The organism is Pseudanabaena sp. FACHB-2040 (assembly GCF_014696715.1).
In the GTDB taxonomy this organism is placed as follows: Bacteria; Cyanobacteriota; Cyanobacteriia; order Phormidesmidales; family Phormidesmidaceae; genus JACVSF01.
Genome location: NZ_JACJQO010000013.1, coordinates 106067 through 125224 on the forward strand (window position 1 = coordinate 106067; position 19158 = coordinate 125224).

Annotated in this window: 19 protein-coding genes; 9 read left to right on the forward strand and 10 right to left on the reverse strand. The window is 54.5% G+C overall.

All coding sequences use genetic code 11. The features are described 5' to 3' along the window. Nucleotides 1-142 precede the first annotated feature (142 nt). Nucleotides 143-412, forward strand: a complete 270-nt coding sequence (locus H6G13_RS16225) for a YciI family protein (protein ID WP_190484581.1) — start codon at nucleotides 143-145, stop codon at nucleotides 410-412. Here H6G13_RS16225 and ftsY read toward each other — a convergent pair whose 3' ends face one another. The 4 genes from ftsY to mgtE all read right to left on the reverse strand — a co-directional run bounded on the left by ftsY (nucleotide 413) and on the right by mgtE (nucleotide 5583). After that, nucleotides 413-2185, reverse strand: a complete 1773-nt coding sequence (gene ftsY / locus H6G13_RS16230) for a signal recognition particle-docking protein FtsY (RefSeq protein WP_190484583.1) — start codon at nucleotides 2183-2185, stop codon at nucleotides 413-415. It abuts the gene before it with no gap. Nucleotides 2186-2380: 195 nt separating this feature from the next. After that, nucleotides 2381-3049, reverse strand: a complete 669-nt coding sequence (gene nusB / locus H6G13_RS16235; RefSeq protein WP_190484585.1) for a transcription antitermination factor NusB — start codon at nucleotides 3047-3049, stop codon at nucleotides 2381-2383. 38 nt (nucleotides 3050-3087) lie between these two features. Beyond that, complete coding sequence (locus H6G13_RS16240; RefSeq protein WP_190484586.1) at nucleotides 3088-3837, reverse strand: DUF502 domain-containing protein; 750 nt, start codon at nucleotides 3835-3837, stop codon at nucleotides 3088-3090. 351 nt (nucleotides 3838-4188) lie between these two features. After that, nucleotides 4189-5583 carry a magnesium transporter gene (mgtE, locus tag H6G13_RS16245; protein ID WP_190484588.1) on the reverse strand — a complete coding sequence of 465 codons (1395 nt, stop codon included), beginning with the start codon at nucleotides 5581-5583 and terminating at the stop codon, nucleotides 4189-4191. 93 nt (nucleotides 5584-5676) lie between these two features. On the opposite strand from mgtE, the gene cobU reads away from it, so the two are divergent. Then, complete coding sequence (gene cobU, locus H6G13_RS16250) at nucleotides 5677-6246, forward strand: bifunctional adenosylcobinamide kinase/adenosylcobinamide-phosphate guanylyltransferase (RefSeq protein WP_242028363.1); 570 nt, start codon at nucleotides 5677-5679, stop codon at nucleotides 6244-6246. 180 nt (nucleotides 6247-6426) lie between these two features. After that, complete coding sequence (locus tag H6G13_RS16255; RefSeq protein ID WP_199305948.1) at nucleotides 6427-6924, forward strand: hypothetical protein; 498 nt, start codon at nucleotides 6427-6429, stop codon at nucleotides 6922-6924. On the opposite strand, the gene H6G13_RS16260 is transcribed toward H6G13_RS16255, so the two are convergent. Beyond that, nucleotides 6870-7835, reverse strand: coding sequence for a ribonuclease Z (locus tag H6G13_RS16260; protein ID WP_190484590.1), 966 nt, complete (start codon nucleotides 7833-7835; stop codon nucleotides 6870-6872). The genes H6G13_RS16255 and H6G13_RS16260 overlap by 55 nt on opposite strands. A gap of 138 nt (nucleotides 7836-7973) precedes the next feature. Between H6G13_RS16260 and H6G13_RS16265 the strand changes: the two genes are divergently transcribed. The 3 genes from H6G13_RS16265 to H6G13_RS16275 all read left to right on the forward strand — a co-directional run bounded on the left by H6G13_RS16265 (nucleotide 7974) and on the right by H6G13_RS16275 (nucleotide 10154). After that, nucleotides 7974-8312, forward strand: coding sequence for a hypothetical protein (locus tag H6G13_RS16265; protein ID WP_190484592.1), 339 nt, complete (start codon nucleotides 7974-7976; stop codon nucleotides 8310-8312). Nucleotides 8313-8331: 19 nt separating this feature from the next. Further along, nucleotides 8332-9729, forward strand: coding sequence for a recombinase family protein (locus H6G13_RS16270; RefSeq protein WP_190484594.1), 1398 nt, complete (start codon nucleotides 8332-8334; stop codon nucleotides 9727-9729). Nucleotides 9730-9803: 74 nt separating this feature from the next. Continuing rightward, the gene (locus H6G13_RS16275; RefSeq protein WP_190484596.1) at nucleotides 9804-10154 is read left to right on the forward strand and encodes an NAD(P)H-dependent oxidoreductase subunit E; all 351 of its coding nucleotides are present in this window, start codon (nucleotides 9804-9806) and stop codon (nucleotides 10152-10154) included. 26 nt (nucleotides 10155-10180) lie between these two features. Here the strand turns inward: H6G13_RS16275 and H6G13_RS16280 are convergent, their stop codons facing one another. Continuing rightward, entirely contained in the window at nucleotides 10181-10711 is a 531-nt protein-coding gene (locus tag H6G13_RS16280) for a hypothetical protein (protein WP_190484598.1), read from the reverse strand. A 354-nt stretch (nucleotides 10712-11065) separates the two neighbouring features. Beyond that, nucleotides 11066-12166: a tocopherol cyclase family protein gene (locus H6G13_RS16285; protein ID WP_190484600.1), complete on the reverse strand. Its 1101-nt coding sequence runs from the start codon at nucleotides 12164-12166 to the stop codon at nucleotides 11066-11068. A gap of 341 nt (nucleotides 12167-12507) precedes the next feature. Between H6G13_RS16285 and H6G13_RS16290 the strand changes: the two genes are divergently transcribed. The 3 genes from H6G13_RS16290 (at nucleotide 12508) to H6G13_RS16300 (ending at nucleotide 15415) form a co-directional block, all read left to right on the forward strand. Beyond that, entirely contained in the window at nucleotides 12508-12792 is a 285-nt protein-coding gene (locus H6G13_RS16290) for a hypothetical protein (protein WP_190484602.1), read from the forward strand. A gap of 361 nt (nucleotides 12793-13153) precedes the next feature. Beyond that, nucleotides 13154-14878 (forward strand): amidase family protein, encoded by a 1725-nt coding sequence (locus H6G13_RS16295; RefSeq protein ID WP_190484604.1) that lies wholly within the window; start codon nucleotides 13154-13156, stop codon nucleotides 14876-14878. Nucleotides 14879-15193: 315 nt separating this feature from the next. Continuing rightward, the gene (locus H6G13_RS16300) at nucleotides 15194-15415 is read left to right on the forward strand and encodes a hypothetical protein (protein ID WP_190484606.1); all 222 of its coding nucleotides are present in this window, start codon (nucleotides 15194-15196) and stop codon (nucleotides 15413-15415) included. Between the two features lie 10 nt (nucleotides 15416-15425). Here H6G13_RS16300 and H6G13_RS16305 read toward each other — a convergent pair whose 3' ends face one another. From H6G13_RS16305 to H6G13_RS16315, 3 genes are all read right to left on the reverse strand, one after another. Further along, a complete protein-coding gene (locus H6G13_RS16305; protein WP_242028364.1) occupies nucleotides 15426-16178 on the reverse strand; it encodes a class I SAM-dependent methyltransferase in 753 nt (250 codons plus the stop codon). A gap of 129 nt (nucleotides 16179-16307) precedes the next feature. Further along, nucleotides 16308-18308, reverse strand: a complete 2001-nt coding sequence (locus tag H6G13_RS16310; protein ID WP_190484610.1) for a protein-arginine deiminase family protein — start codon at nucleotides 18306-18308, stop codon at nucleotides 16308-16310. Between the two features lie 86 nt (nucleotides 18309-18394). Next, nucleotides 18395-19156 (reverse strand): SprT family zinc-dependent metalloprotease, encoded by a 762-nt coding sequence (locus H6G13_RS16315; RefSeq protein ID WP_190484612.1) that lies wholly within the window; start codon nucleotides 19154-19156, stop codon nucleotides 18395-18397. Nucleotides 19157-19158: the final 2 nt, after the last annotated feature.

A 19158-nucleotide genomic window follows, 5' to 3' on the forward strand; every position in this document is an offset into this window, starting at 1 on the left:
CTTCTGGCCGGTCTAACGTCTTTGGAGAGGCTGCGCCAGAGACCAACGCAACTCACCTCCCCCATTATGATCTAGACCCACTATCCAGGGCTGGTGCTGCTTCTGATACCATCGGCTAGGTGTTTAGAAGGCGCTAACAACGATGGCAAAGTATGTGATGTGGGGCAGCTATTGCGACAACGTGCTGGAGCAGCGAGCGCCCTATCGGGAAGCCCATTTGCAGGGATTGCAGGCGCAGAAAGAAAGCGGCATTTTGGTAGCGCTGGGTCCTACGGCAGACGTGACCAAGGTATTTGGCATTTACGAAGCTGACAGCGAAGAAGCCGTTCGCCAAGTGGTTGAGGGCGACCCCTACTGGCAGAACGGCATCTGGACAGAATATGAAGTGTATGAGTGGAACCAGGTGTTTTAACTAGCCGCTCAGCAGGGCTTCTACAAACTCGTAGCTAGAGAAGGGGCGGAGGTCTTCAATACCTTCGCCTGCGCCAATGAAGCGAATGGGCAGACCCAGCTGTTGCACAATGGCTAGAGCGACGCCGCCTTTGGCAGTGCCGTCTAGCTTGGTCAGCACGACACCGCTCAGGTTTGCAGCCTGGGAGAAAACTTCGGCCTGACGCAGACCATTTTGGCCCAGGGTAGCGTCTAGCACTAGCAGGGCTTCAACGTTTGCGCCGGGGGCTTTTTTATCGACAATGCGGCGAACTTTAGCCAGTTCGTCCATCAGGTTTTTCTTGTTTTGCAGGCGACCCGCTGTATCTACCAACAGCAGGTCAGCCCCTCGGGCTTGGGCGGCTGCGATCGCATCATAGACCACCGCTGCTGGGTCAGTATTTTTGCCGGGGTTGGCGATCACTTCAACATCGCTGCGGGCTCCCCAGGCTTTGACCTGCTCCACGGCAGCGGCTCGGAAGGTATCAGCGGCGGCAATTAGGCAGGTGTAGCCCGATTTTGTGGCGATGTGGGCTAACTTGCCGATGGTCGTGGTTTTTCCGGCCCCGTTAACGCCGGTCATCAGCCAAATATTGAGGGTGTCTTTTTCGGGGGTAAAGACTAGGTTGTGGGAACCTTCCAGGGGTTTGTCGAGCATATCCCGCAGGATGGACTTGAGGTAGGCAATGGCCTGGTCGGGAGGCAGCGCTTCTTCTCGCAGGCGGGCCTGCAGAGAGCCAATGATGTAGTCGGTCGCTTCAACGCCGACATCGGCCTGCAGCAGCAGCGACTCGATCTCGACTACCGCATCTTGGTTAAGCGGCCCCTGACCCACGATCGCCTTGAGCTGGTTGATCAGGCTGCGGCGAGTTTTGCTCAGGCCCTGGCGCAGGCGGTTGAGCCAAGTAATTTCCTCTAGAGAGATCTGGTCAGGGCGGCGGCCTTGCCCCGCCAAGACCTCAGCAGACCAGAGGAAGGCTTCATCTAGGTTGAGATCAAGAGCAGGCTCTTCTGTGGGGGTAAAGTCCCGAGTAGCCAAGTCTCTAGAGGTAGGCTCAAGTTCGGGTTCGGGAGCTGCGATCGCATTTTCCTTCAGCCGCTCTAGTCGCTCTAGTCGCTCTGCTTCAGCTTTGGCCCAAAAGGGCATAGGGGGGGCAGGCGTCGAGACTTCCTCTGTAGCGGCAGCCATCACCTCAGCCGCTACGGGTGTAGGCATAGGAGCAGGCATGGGTGACGGCGTGGGCTGCGGCAGAGGCGGAATGGGAGTCGGATCGGGAAAGGGCTGCGGCTCAATAGGTGGGCTTGGCTCTGGCGGCGCGATTTCAGGAACCGCATCTGGCGTGGAGGGAACCGGTTGCGGCTCTGGAACTGCAGGCACTGGAAAGGGGTCTGAATCCGGCTCAGGATCTAGAGGAGGAATTTCGGGAACCGGTTCTGGCTCTGGCTCTGCAGGTACCGGAAACGGTTCGGGATCTGGCTCAGGATCTAGAGGAGGAACTTCAGGCACCGGTTCGGGGTTCGGCTCGGGAGCAGGCTCCGGCTCTGCCGCTTTAGCGGTCGGTTCTTCCTGCTGGCGCTTTTGGATGTTTTGATAAGCCGCTTTTGCCCACTTCAGGTAATCTTCTGGAGAGAGCTGTTGGGCGTCTTCTGTCGTAGTCTCAGCAGGTTTTTGCTCAGTAACAGCTTCTTTGCTTGCCTCAGCCTCTGAGCCTTGAGATTTGTTGTAGCTGCGTTGAAACCAGTTAAAGCCAGCCATACCCGTTAATCAGCCTGAAAGTTTTAGACAGTGAGAGCTTTTCTTTAGAACACTCTACTATTTTTGCCGAAGGTTCAGGGAGTGGGAGGGGTGCAGCGGTGCGGGGGAGATAGGGAGAGACGCAGATAGAGAGCATGGAGTGATGGGAGTAGACATCAACACGAAATCTCCCCCTACTCCCTTGCTCCCCTGCCCCTAAAAAGTGCTGTCAGCCTGAGGACTCACAACAGGCGGCGGAGCCTCTTTTGCAGAGATCTTGCTGCGTTCGACGACGCGACGCAGGACGCCGTTGATAAAGCGGTAGCCTTCTTCACCGCTGTAGCGTTTGGCCAGTTCGACGGCTTCGTTGATAGCGACGCGATCAGGTGTGCCTAGATACTGCATTTCGACTACGGCGGTCCGTAGGATATCGCGATCGATACGGGCTAGGCGCTTGAGCTGCCAGGCGACCATCGCCTCTTCCAAAATTTCGTCTACCTCTTTCAGGTAGCGAACGGTGTGACTGAGGATCTCCAGAGAAAAGGCGCGCACCTCTTGCTGGTTGGTGATCTGGACAAACTCGGGCAGCTCTAGGGCGCTACCGAGGCGGTTGATCGCATTTTGGGTGAGTGCGATCGCATCTTCGACCATCGTGCGCGCGCTGGTCACATCGGGAGCACGGGTTTCACTGTCCATGATTCGGTTGCTGCCCCGCTTTAGCTCATCGGCAGCGGTTTCTAGCGCGTCCTTAGCTTCTACGGTTAGCGTTCGCACAGCAGAGGAAATCAAGCCCTCTAGGTCTTGCTGCTCCAACTTTTGAGGCTTATCTGAAAACTGGCTCATGCCCAGCACAGCCAGTTCCCGACCAATTCTACGGGCCTGCATTCGCTACCCTCCTATTCGGAGACAATTTTCTATCTTAACTAATCTTCTTCCAGCGGCAGCATCGACAGCTGTCGGTTTCGGTCAGCTAGGGGCTGATTGGGCGGTAGGGTTGACGGCTGACGTCCCTCTTCCAGGCCCCGCAGCGTACGTTCGGGGGGCACAGCAGCGGCCAGATCAGGGCCAACAATGCCTCCTGAGAGCAGTACCTTAAAGGCGTCTTCAATGGAAATCGAGAGGTTGATCACATCGCTTTCTGGCACGACTGCGTACCATCCAGTCGTGGGATTAGGCGTAGTGGGAATGAAGACGCTCAACATCTGATTTGCGGCGGGCGCAGCCGTTACCGAGCCAGTGACAAAGGCCACGGCCCACAGGCCACGGCGCGGGTACTCGATCAAGATGACGCGGCGGAAACGGTTTTTGGAGTCTTGCAGCAGCGTTTGCAGGAGCTGCTGCAGCGTCTTGTAAATTGCTCCGGCCAAAGGAATGGCCTGTAGGGTGCGCTCTCCCAAATCGAGCAGCCAGCGGCCAGCAATGTTACGGGCCATCAGCCCCATTACCAAAATCACTGCCAGCGGCACAGCCAACCCAATAGACAGATTAATAAAGTCTGTCAGAAGGGGATGCATCCCCGTGAAGGGGTTGAGCTGTTTGGGAAACCGAGTGAGCAGACGGATCACCCAGGATGCGATTGTGATCGTTAACCAGATTGTGGTTGCTAGGGGAATAATCACCAGCAGACCCGCAATCAAATCGTTTTTCAGATCTTGTTTGAGCTTTTGCAACACAGGCAACTCGTGAGGCAACTCGTGTTTGTCGTTTCCCGATTTTTGACCAGTCGTCCAGGTTTGTGACCCGTTTAGATCCATTGTCCTGTAGCGCCTTATCGTATGGTGCCAGATTTACAGCTCAGGCCCTTCTCAAAGAACCTAGTGGCAGAGGAATCGGGCTGTTTAAACCTTCGGGCTGAGCTGTCAGGGGTTGGAACTTATGGAGCTTTTTACTGCATTGTAAACATTTGTTTCGGAGATGCGATTTTGGCACCGCTTTACTAGGCTGCCCAATGCGGGAGGTGGTTAACCTATCCTAGAGCAAATTCGTATCCTGCTTTACCATCCTTGCAAAAACCTGATAAAACCCTAGAGTTTTAGGACGTAGCGGGCCAAATTGAGATAAATCAAGACGCCTAAGACATCTACAACAGTGGTAATGAAAGGGGCAGACATGAGAGCCGGGTCAAACCCCAGGCTGTCGAAGACGATAGGCAGAGCACCGCCAGCGGTAGAAGCCAGCACCGAGATCGCCACCAAACTAATGCCTACAACTACCGCAACTTCAAGATTGCCCTGCAGCACGTAGGCCCAAATAGTCACAGCAACCCCCAGCATGAGCCCGAGGAAGGCACCTGCGATCGCTTCTCGCCAGATCACGCTTAGGGCCTTCTTAGAATTGATTTCCTTAGTGTTAAGGCCCCGGATCACGACGGTGGACGACTGGGCTCCCACGTTGCCACCGCTGCCAATCAACAGAGGAATGAACGCAGCCAGCAGCACCACCTCCTGCAAAATTTCCTCCTGGCTGCTGATTACGGCCGTTGTCAACGTGTTGGTTAACAGTAAGACCGAAAGCCACACCACTCGCTTACGGGCCACGGTTAGCAGGTTGGTCTGAAAATAGCTGTCGCCTCCTGCCTGTACGCCGCCCAGCGCATAGATATCCTTAGTCGTTTCTTCCTCAAGGATGTCGATCACATCATCGACGGTGACAATACCAACGAGCCGCTGCTCTGTGTCTACCACCGGCACTGCCAAAAAGTCATAGCGCTGGATCAGGCGGGCTACTTCCTCCTGCTTAACATCGGTCTGAACGGAGATTACCTCCCGCGTCATCAGAGCGCCAATGGTGTGGTCTGGTTCACCTGTCACCAGATCTCGCAGCGAGAGAATGCCGGTGAGACGGCGGGCCACGTCGGTGACATAAAGGTAGTAGATGGTTTCGCTGACGTCGGCGCGGCTGCGGATGTACTCTAACGCCCGAAAAACCGTCCAGTTTTCCTTAAGGGCAATGTACTCCGGCGTCATGATCCGTCCAGCAGTACCGGCTTCGTAGCCCAGCAGCAGAGCGGTGGCTTCTCGCTCTTGGGGGCTGAGCTGAGTCAGCAGGCGGCGCACTACCTTGGCGGGCAGTTCCTCAAACAGTCGGGCCCGATCATCGGGCGACATTTTATCGACGATATCCAGCACGTCTTGGCGCTTAAACTCCTCGACTAGCGCCTGCTGCACGCTGGAGTCGAGGTTTTCGTAGACCTCAATTGCTTCGTTTTTAGAGAGCAGCCGAAAGGCGATGGCCTGCATAGTTTCGGGCAACCCTTCAATGGCCTCAGCAATATCGGCCGGCTGAACGGGCACCAGCAGGGCTTTAGCCCCTTGATAGTTGCGATTTCCCAGCAGCATTTCTAGCTGCGATCGCACCAGTTCCTGCAGCTCATGCCGGTCTACGGTCTTTATTGCTGTTGGGTTCTGTGCTTCAGTCAACGCCCATCCACCTGAGATACTGAATATCCGCTGCCTATAGTCTAGTGGGCTAAGTTGCGAGAGAGAAGAGGAAGAGATGGCTGAAATTGTTCTATGGCTGATTTAATGGCTGATTTAACCGCAAATCGGATTGTTTTGGTGACTGGGCCGACCCGTTCCGGAAAAAGTGAATGGGCCGAGCATTTGGCGGTCAGCTCCAGTAAGCCGGTGCGCTATGTGGCCACGTCGCAGATTGACCCAGCAGACGGGGAGTGGCTGGCCCGCATCGAGCAGCACCGACAGCGGCGACCCCAGGGCTGGCAGGTGCAGGAGGTGCCGGTAGCGCTGCCTGAAGCGATTGCAGAGGCGGATGCAGAGGTGTGTCTGCTAGTGGACTCTCTGGGAACCTGGCTAGCGAATTTGCTGGAGCAGGATGCAGCAGCATGGCAACAGACCTGTGATCGGCTGGTTGTTAGCCTGGAGCAAACGCCGGCTCAGGTGATTTTGGTGGCGGAGGAGGTGGGCTGGGGCGTGGTGCCTGCCTATCCGATAGGGCGGCTGTTTTGCGATCGCATGGGGCAGTTGACGCGAAGTGTGGGTGCGATCGCACAAGCCGTCTACTTAGTTACTGCCGGATATGCCGTAGACGTTCGCCAACTTGGACATCCTATCCCTAAGCCTTAGGTAGGTAGGCAGAGGGCAGACATCCTTAAAGCTTTCTGGAAACCTCGCTAGAAAGAGGTTTTGCCCACCTCAGAACGCTAGGATCAGGTCACTTCAAGATGCATTAAGGCTTGCACTGGACGCAGGCCTCGGTGCTCTCACTTCTTCTAGCGTTAAACACTGCGGTTTTTCCCTTTCCCTATGGCTTCTCCAGAACAGGTTCGTGAATACTTAGCCCACTGGTTTCAGCTGGGTAAGCCCGTCGTTCTTGAGAACGGTAAGGCTGAGTGCTTGCCCTACCCTATTTTTGTCGGCAGCCGCTACAGCCAAGCCTTTGAGGAGTGCTGGCAGCAGATTCTCCATAAAGAGGGCAGCGACTGTTACCTCAAGGGCACAGACCAAACGATTGCAACGCTGCTGTCGCCGGCGTGGGAGGTGGTTTCTTGTGCCCGCTGCAGTTTGCCCATTCCCCTGCCAGATATGGGCTACTCTCCCTATCCTTGTCCCTGCCACGACCTGACGATCTGGCCGAACGACGAGATTCCAAAGCCGCGCATGGGGGTCGATACCAACCAGCATCTCAGCGTGCTTCAGAGCCGACTGGCCCAGGTGCAGGGAGTTGATCAACCGGCCACCCGACCATCCTACGATCCGGCAGACGCCGCTAAAATCGCCGCTTCTTGGCGAAGCACTTCATAGGTAAAGAAGTCTTGGGCCATCAGCGTCGCGGGGAAAATGGCCTGAGCTTCGGCCAACAAATCCGAGAGCTGAATGTCGTTACCTGGCGCATAGCGGGGGCTAAAGTGGGTCATGATCAGCCGCTTGACTTGAGCCGCCAGCGCTACCTGGGCTGCCATTGTAGAGGTAGAGTGGAGCCGCTGGTAGGCCAAGTCGGCATCTCGATGAGAAAAGGTAGCTTCGTGAATGAGTACGTCGGCCTTTTGAGCTAGCTCGACGGAGCGCTCTGTGAAAATAGTGTCAGTGCAGTAGACTACCTTGCGACCCACTAGCGGCGGCCCACACAAGTCGGCCCCGTTAACGCGGCGGCCATCGGGCAGGGTGAGAGCTTCTCCCTGCTTCAGCCGCCCATAGATGGGGCCGGGGGGGATGCCCAGGGCCTTAGCTCGCTTGACATCGAAATGACCAGGCCGATCGACTTCTTCAATGCGGTAGCCATAGGCTGGTACCCGGTGCTCTAGCAGTGTGCAAAACACCCGGAACTCGTCGTCTTCAAAGACAAGTCCCGGCTCTACCGTGTGCACTTTGATCGGCAGCGAAAAGTGGGTTTGGGAATAGCGGCGGCTGGCCTGCAAATACTCGTTCAGCTTGGGTGGACCATAGATATCGATGCGCTGCTGGGGGTTGCCTGCTAGACCGCAAGTAGCCAGCAGCCCCATCAAGCCAAAGATGTGATCGCCGTGCATATGAGTGATAAAGATGCGGCGAATTTGGCTAGATTTAAACTCGCTTCTGAGAAACTGGTGCTGGGTGCCCTCACCACAGTCAAACAGCCAGACTTCTGCCCGCTGAGGCAGTCGCAGCGCCACACTCGACACATTGCGCGATCGCGTTGGCACCCCTGAACTTGTTCCCAAAAACGTGATCTGCAAAGATGTCTGCCCCAATCACTGATGTCTTCTCACCTATCTTGACATGGCCCACTCAGAATGGGGCGGTAGTCTGGTATGGAGCAGCGGCGGAGCAAGATCGCTTAGACTGGGAGGCAAAAATGAAGGGACTTAACCTGCATGGCACTTTTACATCGGATTACTTCAGCCGCACTGGGCCTGGGGATTTTGAGCGTAGCGACGGCAGCGCAGGCAGAAGCGCCTGGCGTTTACTACTCCTGGCGAGCGCTGGATGTGAACGTTTCTCAGTGTCTAAGCCGGGCCAGTCAGGCCCTCGCTGGCCAGGATTTGGAGGATGTTCAGACTGACCTCAATAGTGTGGGTGGGCGAACTGAGGAAACCACCGCCATTTTCGTTTGCTTGGAAGACCAGCAGAGCACTACGGTTATGGTGATCGTGTCGGGTGCAAATGAAGAAGCGGCTGTTAGCCTGAGGGAAGCCCTCAAAGCTGGCTTTTAGAGCAGTATGAAAACAGCCCATGCGGGTGATTGCCTATCTCTATAGCGATCCGCTTCTAGAAACGCCACCTGCAGCCGATATTTGGGGGTGGGAAGTGGATCGCGTTTATCAAGATTTTGCTGCTGTCGCCCAACCCAGCCAGCGGCCCCAGCTAGAGGCTCTCCTGGCAGACAGTGGGGTAGTCGAAGGCTGCCCTCTAGAGGCTACCGCGCCTCCAGACTACGTGCTGCTGCGGCGACTAGATGAGCTGGGCGAGTCATTAGATGAGGTCAGCCAACGGCTCAGTGCTTTGGAGTCGCTGGGCTGTGTGGTACTAGCGGTTGAGCAGGACTATGTCAGCTATCGGGTGAGGGAAGCAAGACCTGATGACCCCAACCCAGACATCATGCACACCACTTGGCGCACTGCTCTGATGCGGCTCTCTAGCGAAATTCAGCAGCAGCAGCGGAGCCGTCGCTTGCGACAGGGCCACGCCCGCAACCGAGTAAAGGCGCTGCCCCCACCGGGCAAGGCTCCCTACGGCTACCGCCGAGGCAAAGACCGCTACGCCCTTGATCGCACTGCTGCCCCTGTTGTTAAAGAATTTTTTGAGCAGTTTTTGCTGTTTGGTTCCCTGCGCCGCGCTGTGCGGGTGCTGGAGAAGAAATACGGCAAGCGCATCTCTGTCTCTACCGGCAAACGTTGGCTAACCAACCCGGTATACCGGGGCGATTTGGCCTATCAAGATGGCGGCATTGTGCAAAATACGCACGCAGCCATTTTGTCTCGCGACGAGGCGGCTCAGATCGATCGGCTGCTGCGCCGCAACAGCCGTTTGGCCCCCCGCACAGCCAGCGCGCCTCGCTCTCTAGCCGGTCTTGTGAAGTGTCAGGCCTGCCAGTCGGGGATGAAGATTTCGCGGGTCACGGTGCCCCGGCAGCAGAAGGAGTATCTCTATCTAGCCCCCACCCACTGCGCCCAAGCCCCCAAATGTAAGTCCCTAGCCTATGAAGCAGTTTTGGCAGAGGCGATTGAGGCGATCTGCCGGGACTTGCCGAATGCGATCGCACGCCTAACCCAGCAGATGGCTCCAGCAGGCGCACCGTCCCCCCATCCCTTCAATGCTCAAATCCAGCAGAAAGAATCTGCCCTAGACCAGCTTCCCGATCTCGTCACCAGCGGCATTCTTGACCAAGACACCGCCGATCTAAGAGCCTACAAGCTGCAAACCGAAATCGCACAGCTGCAGCAGCGGCTGGCCCAACTGCCCCCTGTCAACCTGCAAGAAATCGCGCAGACCGTCGCCATTTCCCAGTTCTGGCTTGACCTATCAGAGCCAGAGCGACGATTTTTCTTCCGAGAATTTTTGCGAGAGATCAAGGTCATTCGAGCTGATGGCGAGTGGCACATCGAGCTAGACTTTATTTTCTTTGGATAATGCCAAGAATAGAGAATCCCGAACAGAATCAGCCAGCCGTGACAAGGTAAAAGCAAAGACTACTGACAGGCATCGTGACCCATTCCGACTCCAATACCCCGCCCCGCCGCCGCTTCGTTGCTATTTGCCAGAACCGATCCTGCCTGCGCAGTCGCTCTGACCAGGTGCTGGCCGCCTTTCAACAGCACCAGTCCGACACCCTCATGGTGGCAGGCAGTGGCTGCATGGGGCAATGCGGTTCGGGGCCGATGGTCAGAGTCATGCCCGACGGCACCTGGTACTGCCGAGTGAGCCCAAAGGATGTACCCAAAATCGTCACCGAGCACCTTGAGAACGATCGGCCCGTCAAGCGATTGCTTCACCCCCGATTTCATCCTCAGTTCGATGCCTCATCCTTTCCCCAACCCCCTCTGTCAGACCAGTAAACTGACTTGAGCCTCAGGGAAAAAGACTACCGCACCATATAGGTGCCAAACATGATGTACTCATCACTCTGAGCTTTTTGCTCGTTTTCGTAAAAGGCAACTTCTACCTCAGTCACCGCTCCTGCTGGGTTGGTCTGGGGAATGAGCTTGATGTAGGGGTTGGCCGTATCGAAAAAGACCGGCACCGGGTCTAGCCTCAGCAGGTATCCGTTATCTGTTCCCACCACAGAGTAGTCGCTAGTCTGACCACTGCTCCAGGTGATCTGATCAGGCCCAACGGTCATTGGCCCAAACTCAAACAGCACATTGCTGAGCGGGTCCCACTGCTGTACAAGGGTTACGGGTAACTGACTGGTGTTGGTTGCCACCGTATCAGGAGCCGCAACTGGCACCTCCGGCTGAGGCGGCGCAGTCTCCACTACCGGATCGGGCACAGGGCTAACAGCTGACTCTGGAGCTGCTGCCAGACTTGGCTCCGGGCTGCTAGTCTGCTGGCCCCGGCATCCTGATACCAGAAAAAGGGTAGCGACCATTAACCCCAAGGCCAACTGGTTCATTTGGCTGCTACGCCTACCAGCAGGGTTGTTTGTTTTGAAAGAAAGGTTGGATGTCAAATCAACAGTCCAGGTTCGCAGGTTCAGCATCATTCACTCCGTGAGCAGTCCTCAAAGACTTGACTGGCCGCAATGCCAATTCATTCTCACGACTTTTGTCTTGAGGATCAATTAACTTAAGGATTTAGGCAAATTCTGCCATCGGTTCTAGTGGTTGAAGCGAGAACTGCTGGCAAGAACCCATTGCCCAGGGCCACTGTCAACTAAATCCTATAACTCCATGGTGAAGACCCAGACAGAAATTGCGGGCCTAAGTGGACCGCTTGCCAAACCGGCTATCTTCTTTTTGACCAATCGTTAGAAGCGACTGGGGCCGCTTATCCAAGTACCTGGCCAAGGACCGCCACCGACCTCTAGCCCGCACTGACTGCTGGTAGCGCTCAAGATAGGCTGACGCTGCCCACCTCGCTTCTGCCATAGCCGAAGCTGGAGCTGTCCCAGCGCCGTATCTTGACAGCAAAACTGCAGTCCCTCGCGGGTAGGAGCCCGCAGCGGCAACCCCGGCAGGTCTGTGGTGCCTACCAGTTCAACTGCATAGTCGTCTGTTTCAGCAGTCATGTACCAGCGGCCCCAGGGCGCAATGCGCCAAGACACCTGAGCATTCCACGGCACGAACTCGTAGAACCGATCGCGGTAGTGAATGCCCACCATCGCCACTTCTTCCATCCAGGTGATGACCTGACGCCGCCCGCCGCCCGCCGTTAGGGCCAGGTCTGACTCCCCGTCAAAGGCATTGCAGTTGAGCCAAAACCACTTCTCTGGAAAGGCACCGCCCCAGTTTTTTTCGCTGTAGGCAGGCGCGTTGACAAATTCGTAGCGCTTACCCTGCCAATCAATCCAGCCAGTCGCTAGGCCGTGGGCCATGAGAATTTGCCAGCCCGGCTCAAAGATGGGGAACTGGGACAGCCAGCCAGCAGTGGATTGTTGGGTTTGGTCGGGGTTGCCCCAGCCGTAGATCGGGTTGGTTTTGTACTGCCAGACCGCTGATTGGCCTGTTGCCGGATCATGCAGTCGTCCTTGGTGCCAAGTAGTGGTGGCCTGGTAGCCTTCCTGCACGTCGGCCTCAAACTCTTCTGGCAGCAAGTAGCACACAGGCAAAGTAGGGTTGGCATAGCGCCAGTGCCCTACCCCTAGGGCCTGCTCCCAAGCCCAAAACCGATCTACGTCTCTAAAGGTGCGGCAAAAGTAGCTGTCATCAGGGCCAAGAATTTGGGTCGCGCCGCCGCTGTGGGGCTGGTTATCCTTAGGGTCTTCTATGGAGTGCATGAAGGCGAAGGTTTGGCGATCCTGCGGCAGGGTGACGCGGAAGTACCAGCCCTCAAAGAAGCGGCGATCGCTACCATCCCAGTGGTAGCCGCTGTGGGGAGTTTGTAGAGGCGTAGTGGGTATAAACAGCATAAACGAGGACTGTGCTGGAGCTGGGCAGATGGAAAGGTTCTTCCAGCCTCATCCTAACGAGTTCTACCCAGATGGCTGTGGCTCACCAGCTACGGTTGAATCTGCTGGCCAACTGAGCTGCCTTGGGCAGCTATAGCTGTCACCTCGCAGCTTGTTTTTCCCAAAAATTTGGTCAGCGGCACCGGAAAGTTGTAGGGCAACGATCCGATGCCTAACCCCCAAACAGTACCGAGCTGTCGTGGAGGCTGAGGTCAATTATGACCTAGGCCGCCCTGTACTGCTTCAGTCTGGGGCGGCCAAATTTTTGGGCTTCCTACCCATCCATATTGGAGGAATCCCAAATGTTATCTCTGCCATATGTCGAGCCGTCCGGCTTCCCAGCCGAGACGGCAAGTCCTCTATTGCTTGCTGCGCCAACCCTTCGGGCCGGACACGATCCGCTGCGCCATATTTTGCTGGGGTCACCCGCTGCGGTGGAGCAGGCGATCAATCGTCTGCATGTTGTGCAATATGCAGAGCAGTTTCGCTGGAGCCGCATTATTCAGGTGCCGCCTACGGGCCTGGTGATTTCGCCCCGCCAAGGGGAGGTGATGCGCTACCTAATTTGCGACCCACCGCAAGGTTAGGCTAGGGCTGAATAGAGGGGTGCGATCGCAAGCCAGAGTTGAGGTGAACTGGGTTGCGATCGCGCCTTTATTGATACGAAAAAATGAAGTTCCAGCATAAGAGCTAGTGGCATGTCAGATAGATTTTGGCAGGTCTACAGTGCAAAGAAATCTGTGCCACCTGAATCAGATCTAGAGAAAAGCAACATAGCTCAAGCCCTAACACAAGAGAAACTTAGCGAGAACTGTAAAGCAAGTGACAGCAAATATATATAGACAAAGCAAAGATTACTAGGAATTTGGTATGGCCTGATTGCTAAACCGAATGCTTCTGCATTTTGTAGAGGTGTGGTAATCCCTGTTTTGTATAAGACTTAGAGAAATGACAAATCAGTTCTATAGGGTGTTTACTGGTTCAGCATGCTTGCTTGTGCTGTCACCATTTTTTCTGCCAGCCGCTGCACTAGCTGCAACTTTCAAGTTAGAAGATGCCTCCGTAAGAAGTATCAACGATGCCTTTAGTTCAGGTGCATTGTCCTCGGAGAGCTTAACTCAACTTTACTTAAACCGAATTGATGCGTACGAAGGACAACTCAATAACTTTGCCTACATCAATCCTAATGCTTTGGAAGAAGCAAGATCCCTTGATATAGAACGGCAAACCTTTGGGCCACGTAGCCCTTTGCATGGTATTCCTGTGCTTCTGAAAGACAATATTGATACTTTTGATATGCCCACGACGGCGGGTTCTCTTGCCCTTGAAGGCTCAACTCCATCGGATGATGCCTTTATCACTACGCTCTTAAGAGAGTCTGGAGCAGTCATTTTAGGTAAGGCAAGCCTGACTGAGTATGCTAACTTCCTAGCCAATGGCATGCCCGCTGGCTACTCGTCGTTAAACGGTTACACCTTCAACCCCTACAACCCATTTCCGCTACCTGAAGGAGATGGCAGACCAGTACTCTCCCCAGGCGGCTCTAGTGCAGGATCAGCAGCGGCTGTTGCAGCGAATCTGGTTCCCCTTTCCATAGGAACAGAAACTTCGGGCTCTATCCTCAGCCCAGGCAACCAAAACTCCATTGTTGGCATCAAACCAACCGTTGGCCTGATCAGCCGGGATGGAATTATCCCCATTGCCGCAAGTCAAGATACGGCTGGCCCCTTCGGCAAAACTGTCGAAGATGTAGCGTACCTCTTAGGCGCTCTCACAGGCGTTGATCCAAGTGATCCTGCAACAGCAGCAAGTGAAGGGCTATTTTTTGAAGACTACACCCAGTTTCTAGATAAAACGGCTCTCAAGGGTGCTCGCATTGGAATTCCCAAAGAGTTCTTTTGGGAGGGACTTTCGGAAGAGCAGATTGGGATCGCTGAAGAAGCCTTAGCTACAATGCAAAGCCTCGGTGCAGAACTTGTATTCGAGGAAATTGAAACAGTTGATGAGCTTTCTAACTTTAGCTCCTCTGTTCTTTCCTATGAGTTCAAGCGCGACTTGAACGCTTATTTGGCTAGCTTAGGGCCAGATGCTCCTGTCAAAACCCTAGCAGACGTAATCGCATTTAATGAAGCCAACGCAGAGGTCGCTTTAAAGTACGGACAAGCTCGTGCTCTGGCGGCCGAGGAGAAAGACTTAGCACCAGGAAGCGAGGATACCCTACAGTATTTAGCCGATAGAGCAACTGATTTACTGTTGGCTAAAGAACAAGGGATCGATGCCTACATCGACACCTACGACCTTGATGCTGTTCTATTCCCGGCTACTCGGGGAGCTTCTATCGGAGCCAAAGCCGGATATCCAAGCATCATCGTGCCAGGCGGCTACCTAAGTGATGGAACACCCTATGGCATTACCTTCTTAACCAAAGCTTATGAGGAGCCAACTCTGATCAGCTTTGGATACGCTTATGAGCAGGCTTCCCAAAAGCGGGTTTCTCCATCTCTGTTCCCTGCACTCCCAGGCGAGACAATTGACTACGAAAAAGTGCCCGAGCCAGGTTTCATTCCGGCACTCGTGGGAATTGGCACTGTGCTAATAGCAACGAGGAGACTGCGGCGTAAGCAGTTGGGCTATGCGGTTTGTAACGAGACCGTCAGCGCATCTGACGCTTAGCAGAATCAGTTTGATGCGTTGTGCTAGCGCAACGCATCAAACTCTTACAGAAAAAATGCTTTACAACTTAACCTGCACATCCTGCGATCGCAATCCTCAAAGCAGAACAAGCCCTGAGCGATCGCGTCCGATTCATTTCCACCACCCTGCACGAGCCCCCCAAGAGCCTCGTCCTGAGTTTTGAAGACTGAGCTAAGCCGTTGCAAAATTTTACAAAACTTGCGGCAGAGCTAGTCTGAAATTTATCACTCCGCTGGGGTACTCTCTCTTATACCCTAAGGAAGACGGCAGACCCCGTCGTCAGGAGCGATCGCAATGAAGCTAGAAAGAATCGGTGATGACATGATTCTGTTTTGCGGCAACATCCGAGATGTGAAGGATGAAGTTGCGACCGCAGCCCAAGCCGCCAGAGAGGCGGGGGCCAAGTATTTGACGATCTGGCCGACCGATGCGGTTGCGATCGCAAAGGGACAGCGACCTTTGACAATGGAGGCTAACCTGCCCCAAAAGCTCCGAGACGCCCGCGAGGCGATCTAAAGGTCAGAAATTAAGCGGCTTGAAGCACATAAAACGAATAGCCGTACGTGTCGCTGTAGTGCCGAAAGATATCCATTTCGGCCTCAACTTCTTGAATGACCGATCCCATCGCCTCATCTGCGTCTGCTTTGATAAAGGCTATCTTCTCTTTGAGCGGATTGTAGTAGTTCTCCCACCAAGCAGACGCGGGCAGCCGATGGATAGCCAGAACCCTAAAGCCAGCCGCCACAGCTTTTTCAGAGTTCTCTGCTTCGGTTGAAATGGCCGGGTAGGCATTCGTCCAATAGTTCCAAACTGGTTCGGGAATATCTTTTGAAAACCAGCTAATCTCTGATATTACCGCCAGGCCATTGCTAGCCAGCAGTGGCCTCCAAGCCCTCAGTGCGCCAAAAAAAGTCAGGTTGTACGCTGCCCCTTCAGACCACAAAAGATCGATAGAGGCTGGCGGCCAGTTCAGACTGCCCATATCGCCCTGCACCGTCTGAACCCGATCTCGCAGGCCTCGCGCCTCAGCATGCGCCTCAAGCTCATCGAGAAAGGCTTGAGAAAAGTCAACGGCACAGACCTTGGCTTTGAACCACTCAATTAGGACAAAGGTTCCGGCCCCAGTACCACTTCCAAGGTCTGCAATGCGCGGTTTTTGGGGCAATTCTGGCAGCAGCGAAAGGATATGCTTTGAGAAAGCTGCATCCCCTGGCCCTTGACGATCCAAACTCCGGTGTAGGTCGATCAGCGCAGCAATGTGCTTGTCAGATTCTTTCATGGCTGACATCTTAAAGAAGCATTAGCCATCAGTGTCTACCCAGAGGGGCACCCAGCGCTAGACTTCGCGCGGTTGTTGCGTTCTCAAAGTTTAATTGGGGCAAAAAACTGAAAAACGAGGCATTAGCAGTTAGGGTTGCGCCAGGTATTCTGGCTCTACCTCCCACCAGTTTTGGGCGAAGGGTTGACGGTTGGCATTAGTGCCACAATGAATTTCTCCACCTTCTCGAAAATAGGGGTCCCAATCATCGATAAAGTGACAGGCTAAACCCAAAGGCCCCAGAACCCTTTCAACGTAAGCCTCAAACTGGCACTGACCCTCAACCTGGGGGCCGAATGGTTTAGGAATAGCCAGATGCTGCTTGAGAACAAGCATGTTGACCATGTTGGGGAAGAAAGCCTCTGCTCGCCCGTCATCGTCGTCATACAGAGCGGGCAGCTCGATAATGTCGTCTTCCTCTAGCCCCAGCTCTTGTTGCAAAGCCTCTCGATTCCAGTTGATGCATTCCTGGAAGCGCTGATTGTGGCTTGCTAATTCTGAGTTGTCGAGAACGTCTGCCACGCTGATGTCAGCCGGTTTTTGGTAGAGGCATTTGCCCTGCCGTAATAGGGTCTGGGAATGGCCTTTATCACGTAACTGCTTAAGCAGGTCGTAGCACTTGTTAGGGCTAGCAAGAAGCAGCTTGAACCCTTTGCCATCGGGAGCCGGGACGAAGTTCATAAACTCGTCAATATGACCTACGCTCAGCCAATCGGAGAAGATTTCAAAGGGGGCCTGGATCTTTTGAGCATAGAAAAAGTCCCGCAAAACCTTTAACTTGCGGCGCGGGTCTTCAACCACTTCTGGCCGAGTTCCCCCAAATATCAGACGACCGAAGGGATACTCTACACCGTTTACGGTTACGGGCGGAGAGACCTCTAGATTGCCGAAGGAGTCTAATTTGGTGACAGGGTGGCAGCTCTTGCGAATCACGTAGCCGAAGTCGCTGCCGATTAGCTGTCGGTTAGTTAGGTGATCCAATCCACGATCGCGCGGTGAATCTAGCACGACGTGAATGAATTTGCCGGGTGCCTGGGCGTATCCAATCTCAATTTCATCGCGCATCCAGGGATCGTCCTTATGGAATTCATAGGGAACCGGATCGATCTGCACGTTAGCCTGGCTAGCAACCTTTCTTAGATCCTCAATAAATCCTTCGTTTTTTGCCTTAGACAGGCGAGAGACAAAGACTGTGATGGGGTCTAAGGTATTGGGCGTTACTATCCAGGGGGCAATTCGAAAGACAACGCGATCGCTATGGATAGTTTCCCCGCCTTTGACTAGGTCTAGATAAACCTCGACCAGGCCATCAAAATCGAAGTCAGGGTAGCTTATTCCCTTGATAGCCAGAAGAATGTCTCGATCGGTATCTCTAATTTTGGCGCGTAATCGGTTTGGGCTAATTAGCTCATAGCCAGTCTTGGCAAGGTCGTCATAAATGCAGATTCTTTGAGCCGTATCCCTGCTTACTGATAGGTAGACCTCGCAGCCAGAGGGCAAGTCTCTTAAGCCAACTCTGCGAACAATCATAAAGCTAGAGTCTTTTAGATCCGGTAGTCCCCTTAGCTGTTTATTTGAGTCATACCGACTGTCAGAGTGCACATGGTCACGGTCAGTACTGGTAATTAGAATTGCGCCATGACCGCTAGTTCCCCAGCGCCAATCGCCTTTGTGAGGGTTATTATCGTCGACAATTCCATCGCGGTTGGCGTCTACATCTAAACAGACTCGCAGACAGGTCAGATCAAGCTGTACCTGGCTCAGTTCATGGCCCGAATCGTCTTGAAACGTGATTTCTAATGATCGATCTTTTAGCCGGTCGCTAAAGGTTCTTGCTAGCAGAGCAATTTCTGGCAGTTGTGCGAGCGGAACTGCCGTTTGTGTATCAATCTGCTGATTTAGCTCAAGGTCAAAGTAGAGCTCAATCTCTCCCCAGGTTTTGAAGCTGACAACTGCATCTTCGGTAGGGGCCAGATCTTTTAGGGAAATTTGTAGGGGCTGGCCGACAACTAAAATATCCTCATAACTTCTGCTTTTCTCCCGGCTTAGACGAAGCTCGTTTGAAGTATCGAGCTGAAGTAGATTTCTCATCAGTTGTGGCCATCGCCTATTGCACCTTTTCTAGGGTCTCATGCCTGATTTTGCAGGTATATCCTCCCTAGTAGAGAGAGCGGCTACTAATCTTGTTCGACCCAGCGAGGCACGTAGCGCCAGGCTTCGCGCAGCTCGTCGCGGCTGTGGCGGTACTCCGGCAGCTTTTCGCCCACCAGCCGCCAGAAGTTGCGGGAGTGGTCCATGTGAATGGTGTGGCAGAGTTCGTGGACAAAGACGTAGTGCACCAGCGGCGGCGGCAGAAACAGCAGCTTGTAGTTGAGGCTGATGTTTTTATCGGTAGAGCAGCTGGCCCAGCGGGTTTTTTGGCCCCGCACTGAGATGCGGCTAAAGGGCAGGTTAATGACAAAGCTCAGCTCTCGCAGCCAGGGGGCGAACTCGGCGCGGGCTTTGCGGGTGAGCCACTGGCGCAGTAGGTCACTACAAAGTGCGGGGTCGTCTACGGGGCCTTTGAGGGTGAGGGTGAGGGGGGCGGTTTGGGTCAGCGTGAGCTGGTTGCGAAGGGTCGATTGATAGAGGATATGCCAGGTTTCGTGGCGCGATCGCAACTCAATCGTGCTGGGCTTTTCGTCAAAATGGTCGGGCTCTAGGGCAATTTGCTGGCCCTGTACACGCTGCACCGTTTTGAGAATCCACTCGCGCCGTCGCTGGATAATGTCGGGCACCCGCTTGGGGTCGAAGCCTTGGGGCACGACAACTTCGACCGCGCCCTGCAGCGAAATTTTAATCGAGACATGGCGGGCGCGGGCGCTCTCGCGAATTTGATAATCAGGCAGCGCCTGGGGGCGGGCAGAAAATAGGTTTAGCTGCTCTGTAGAGTCAGCCATAG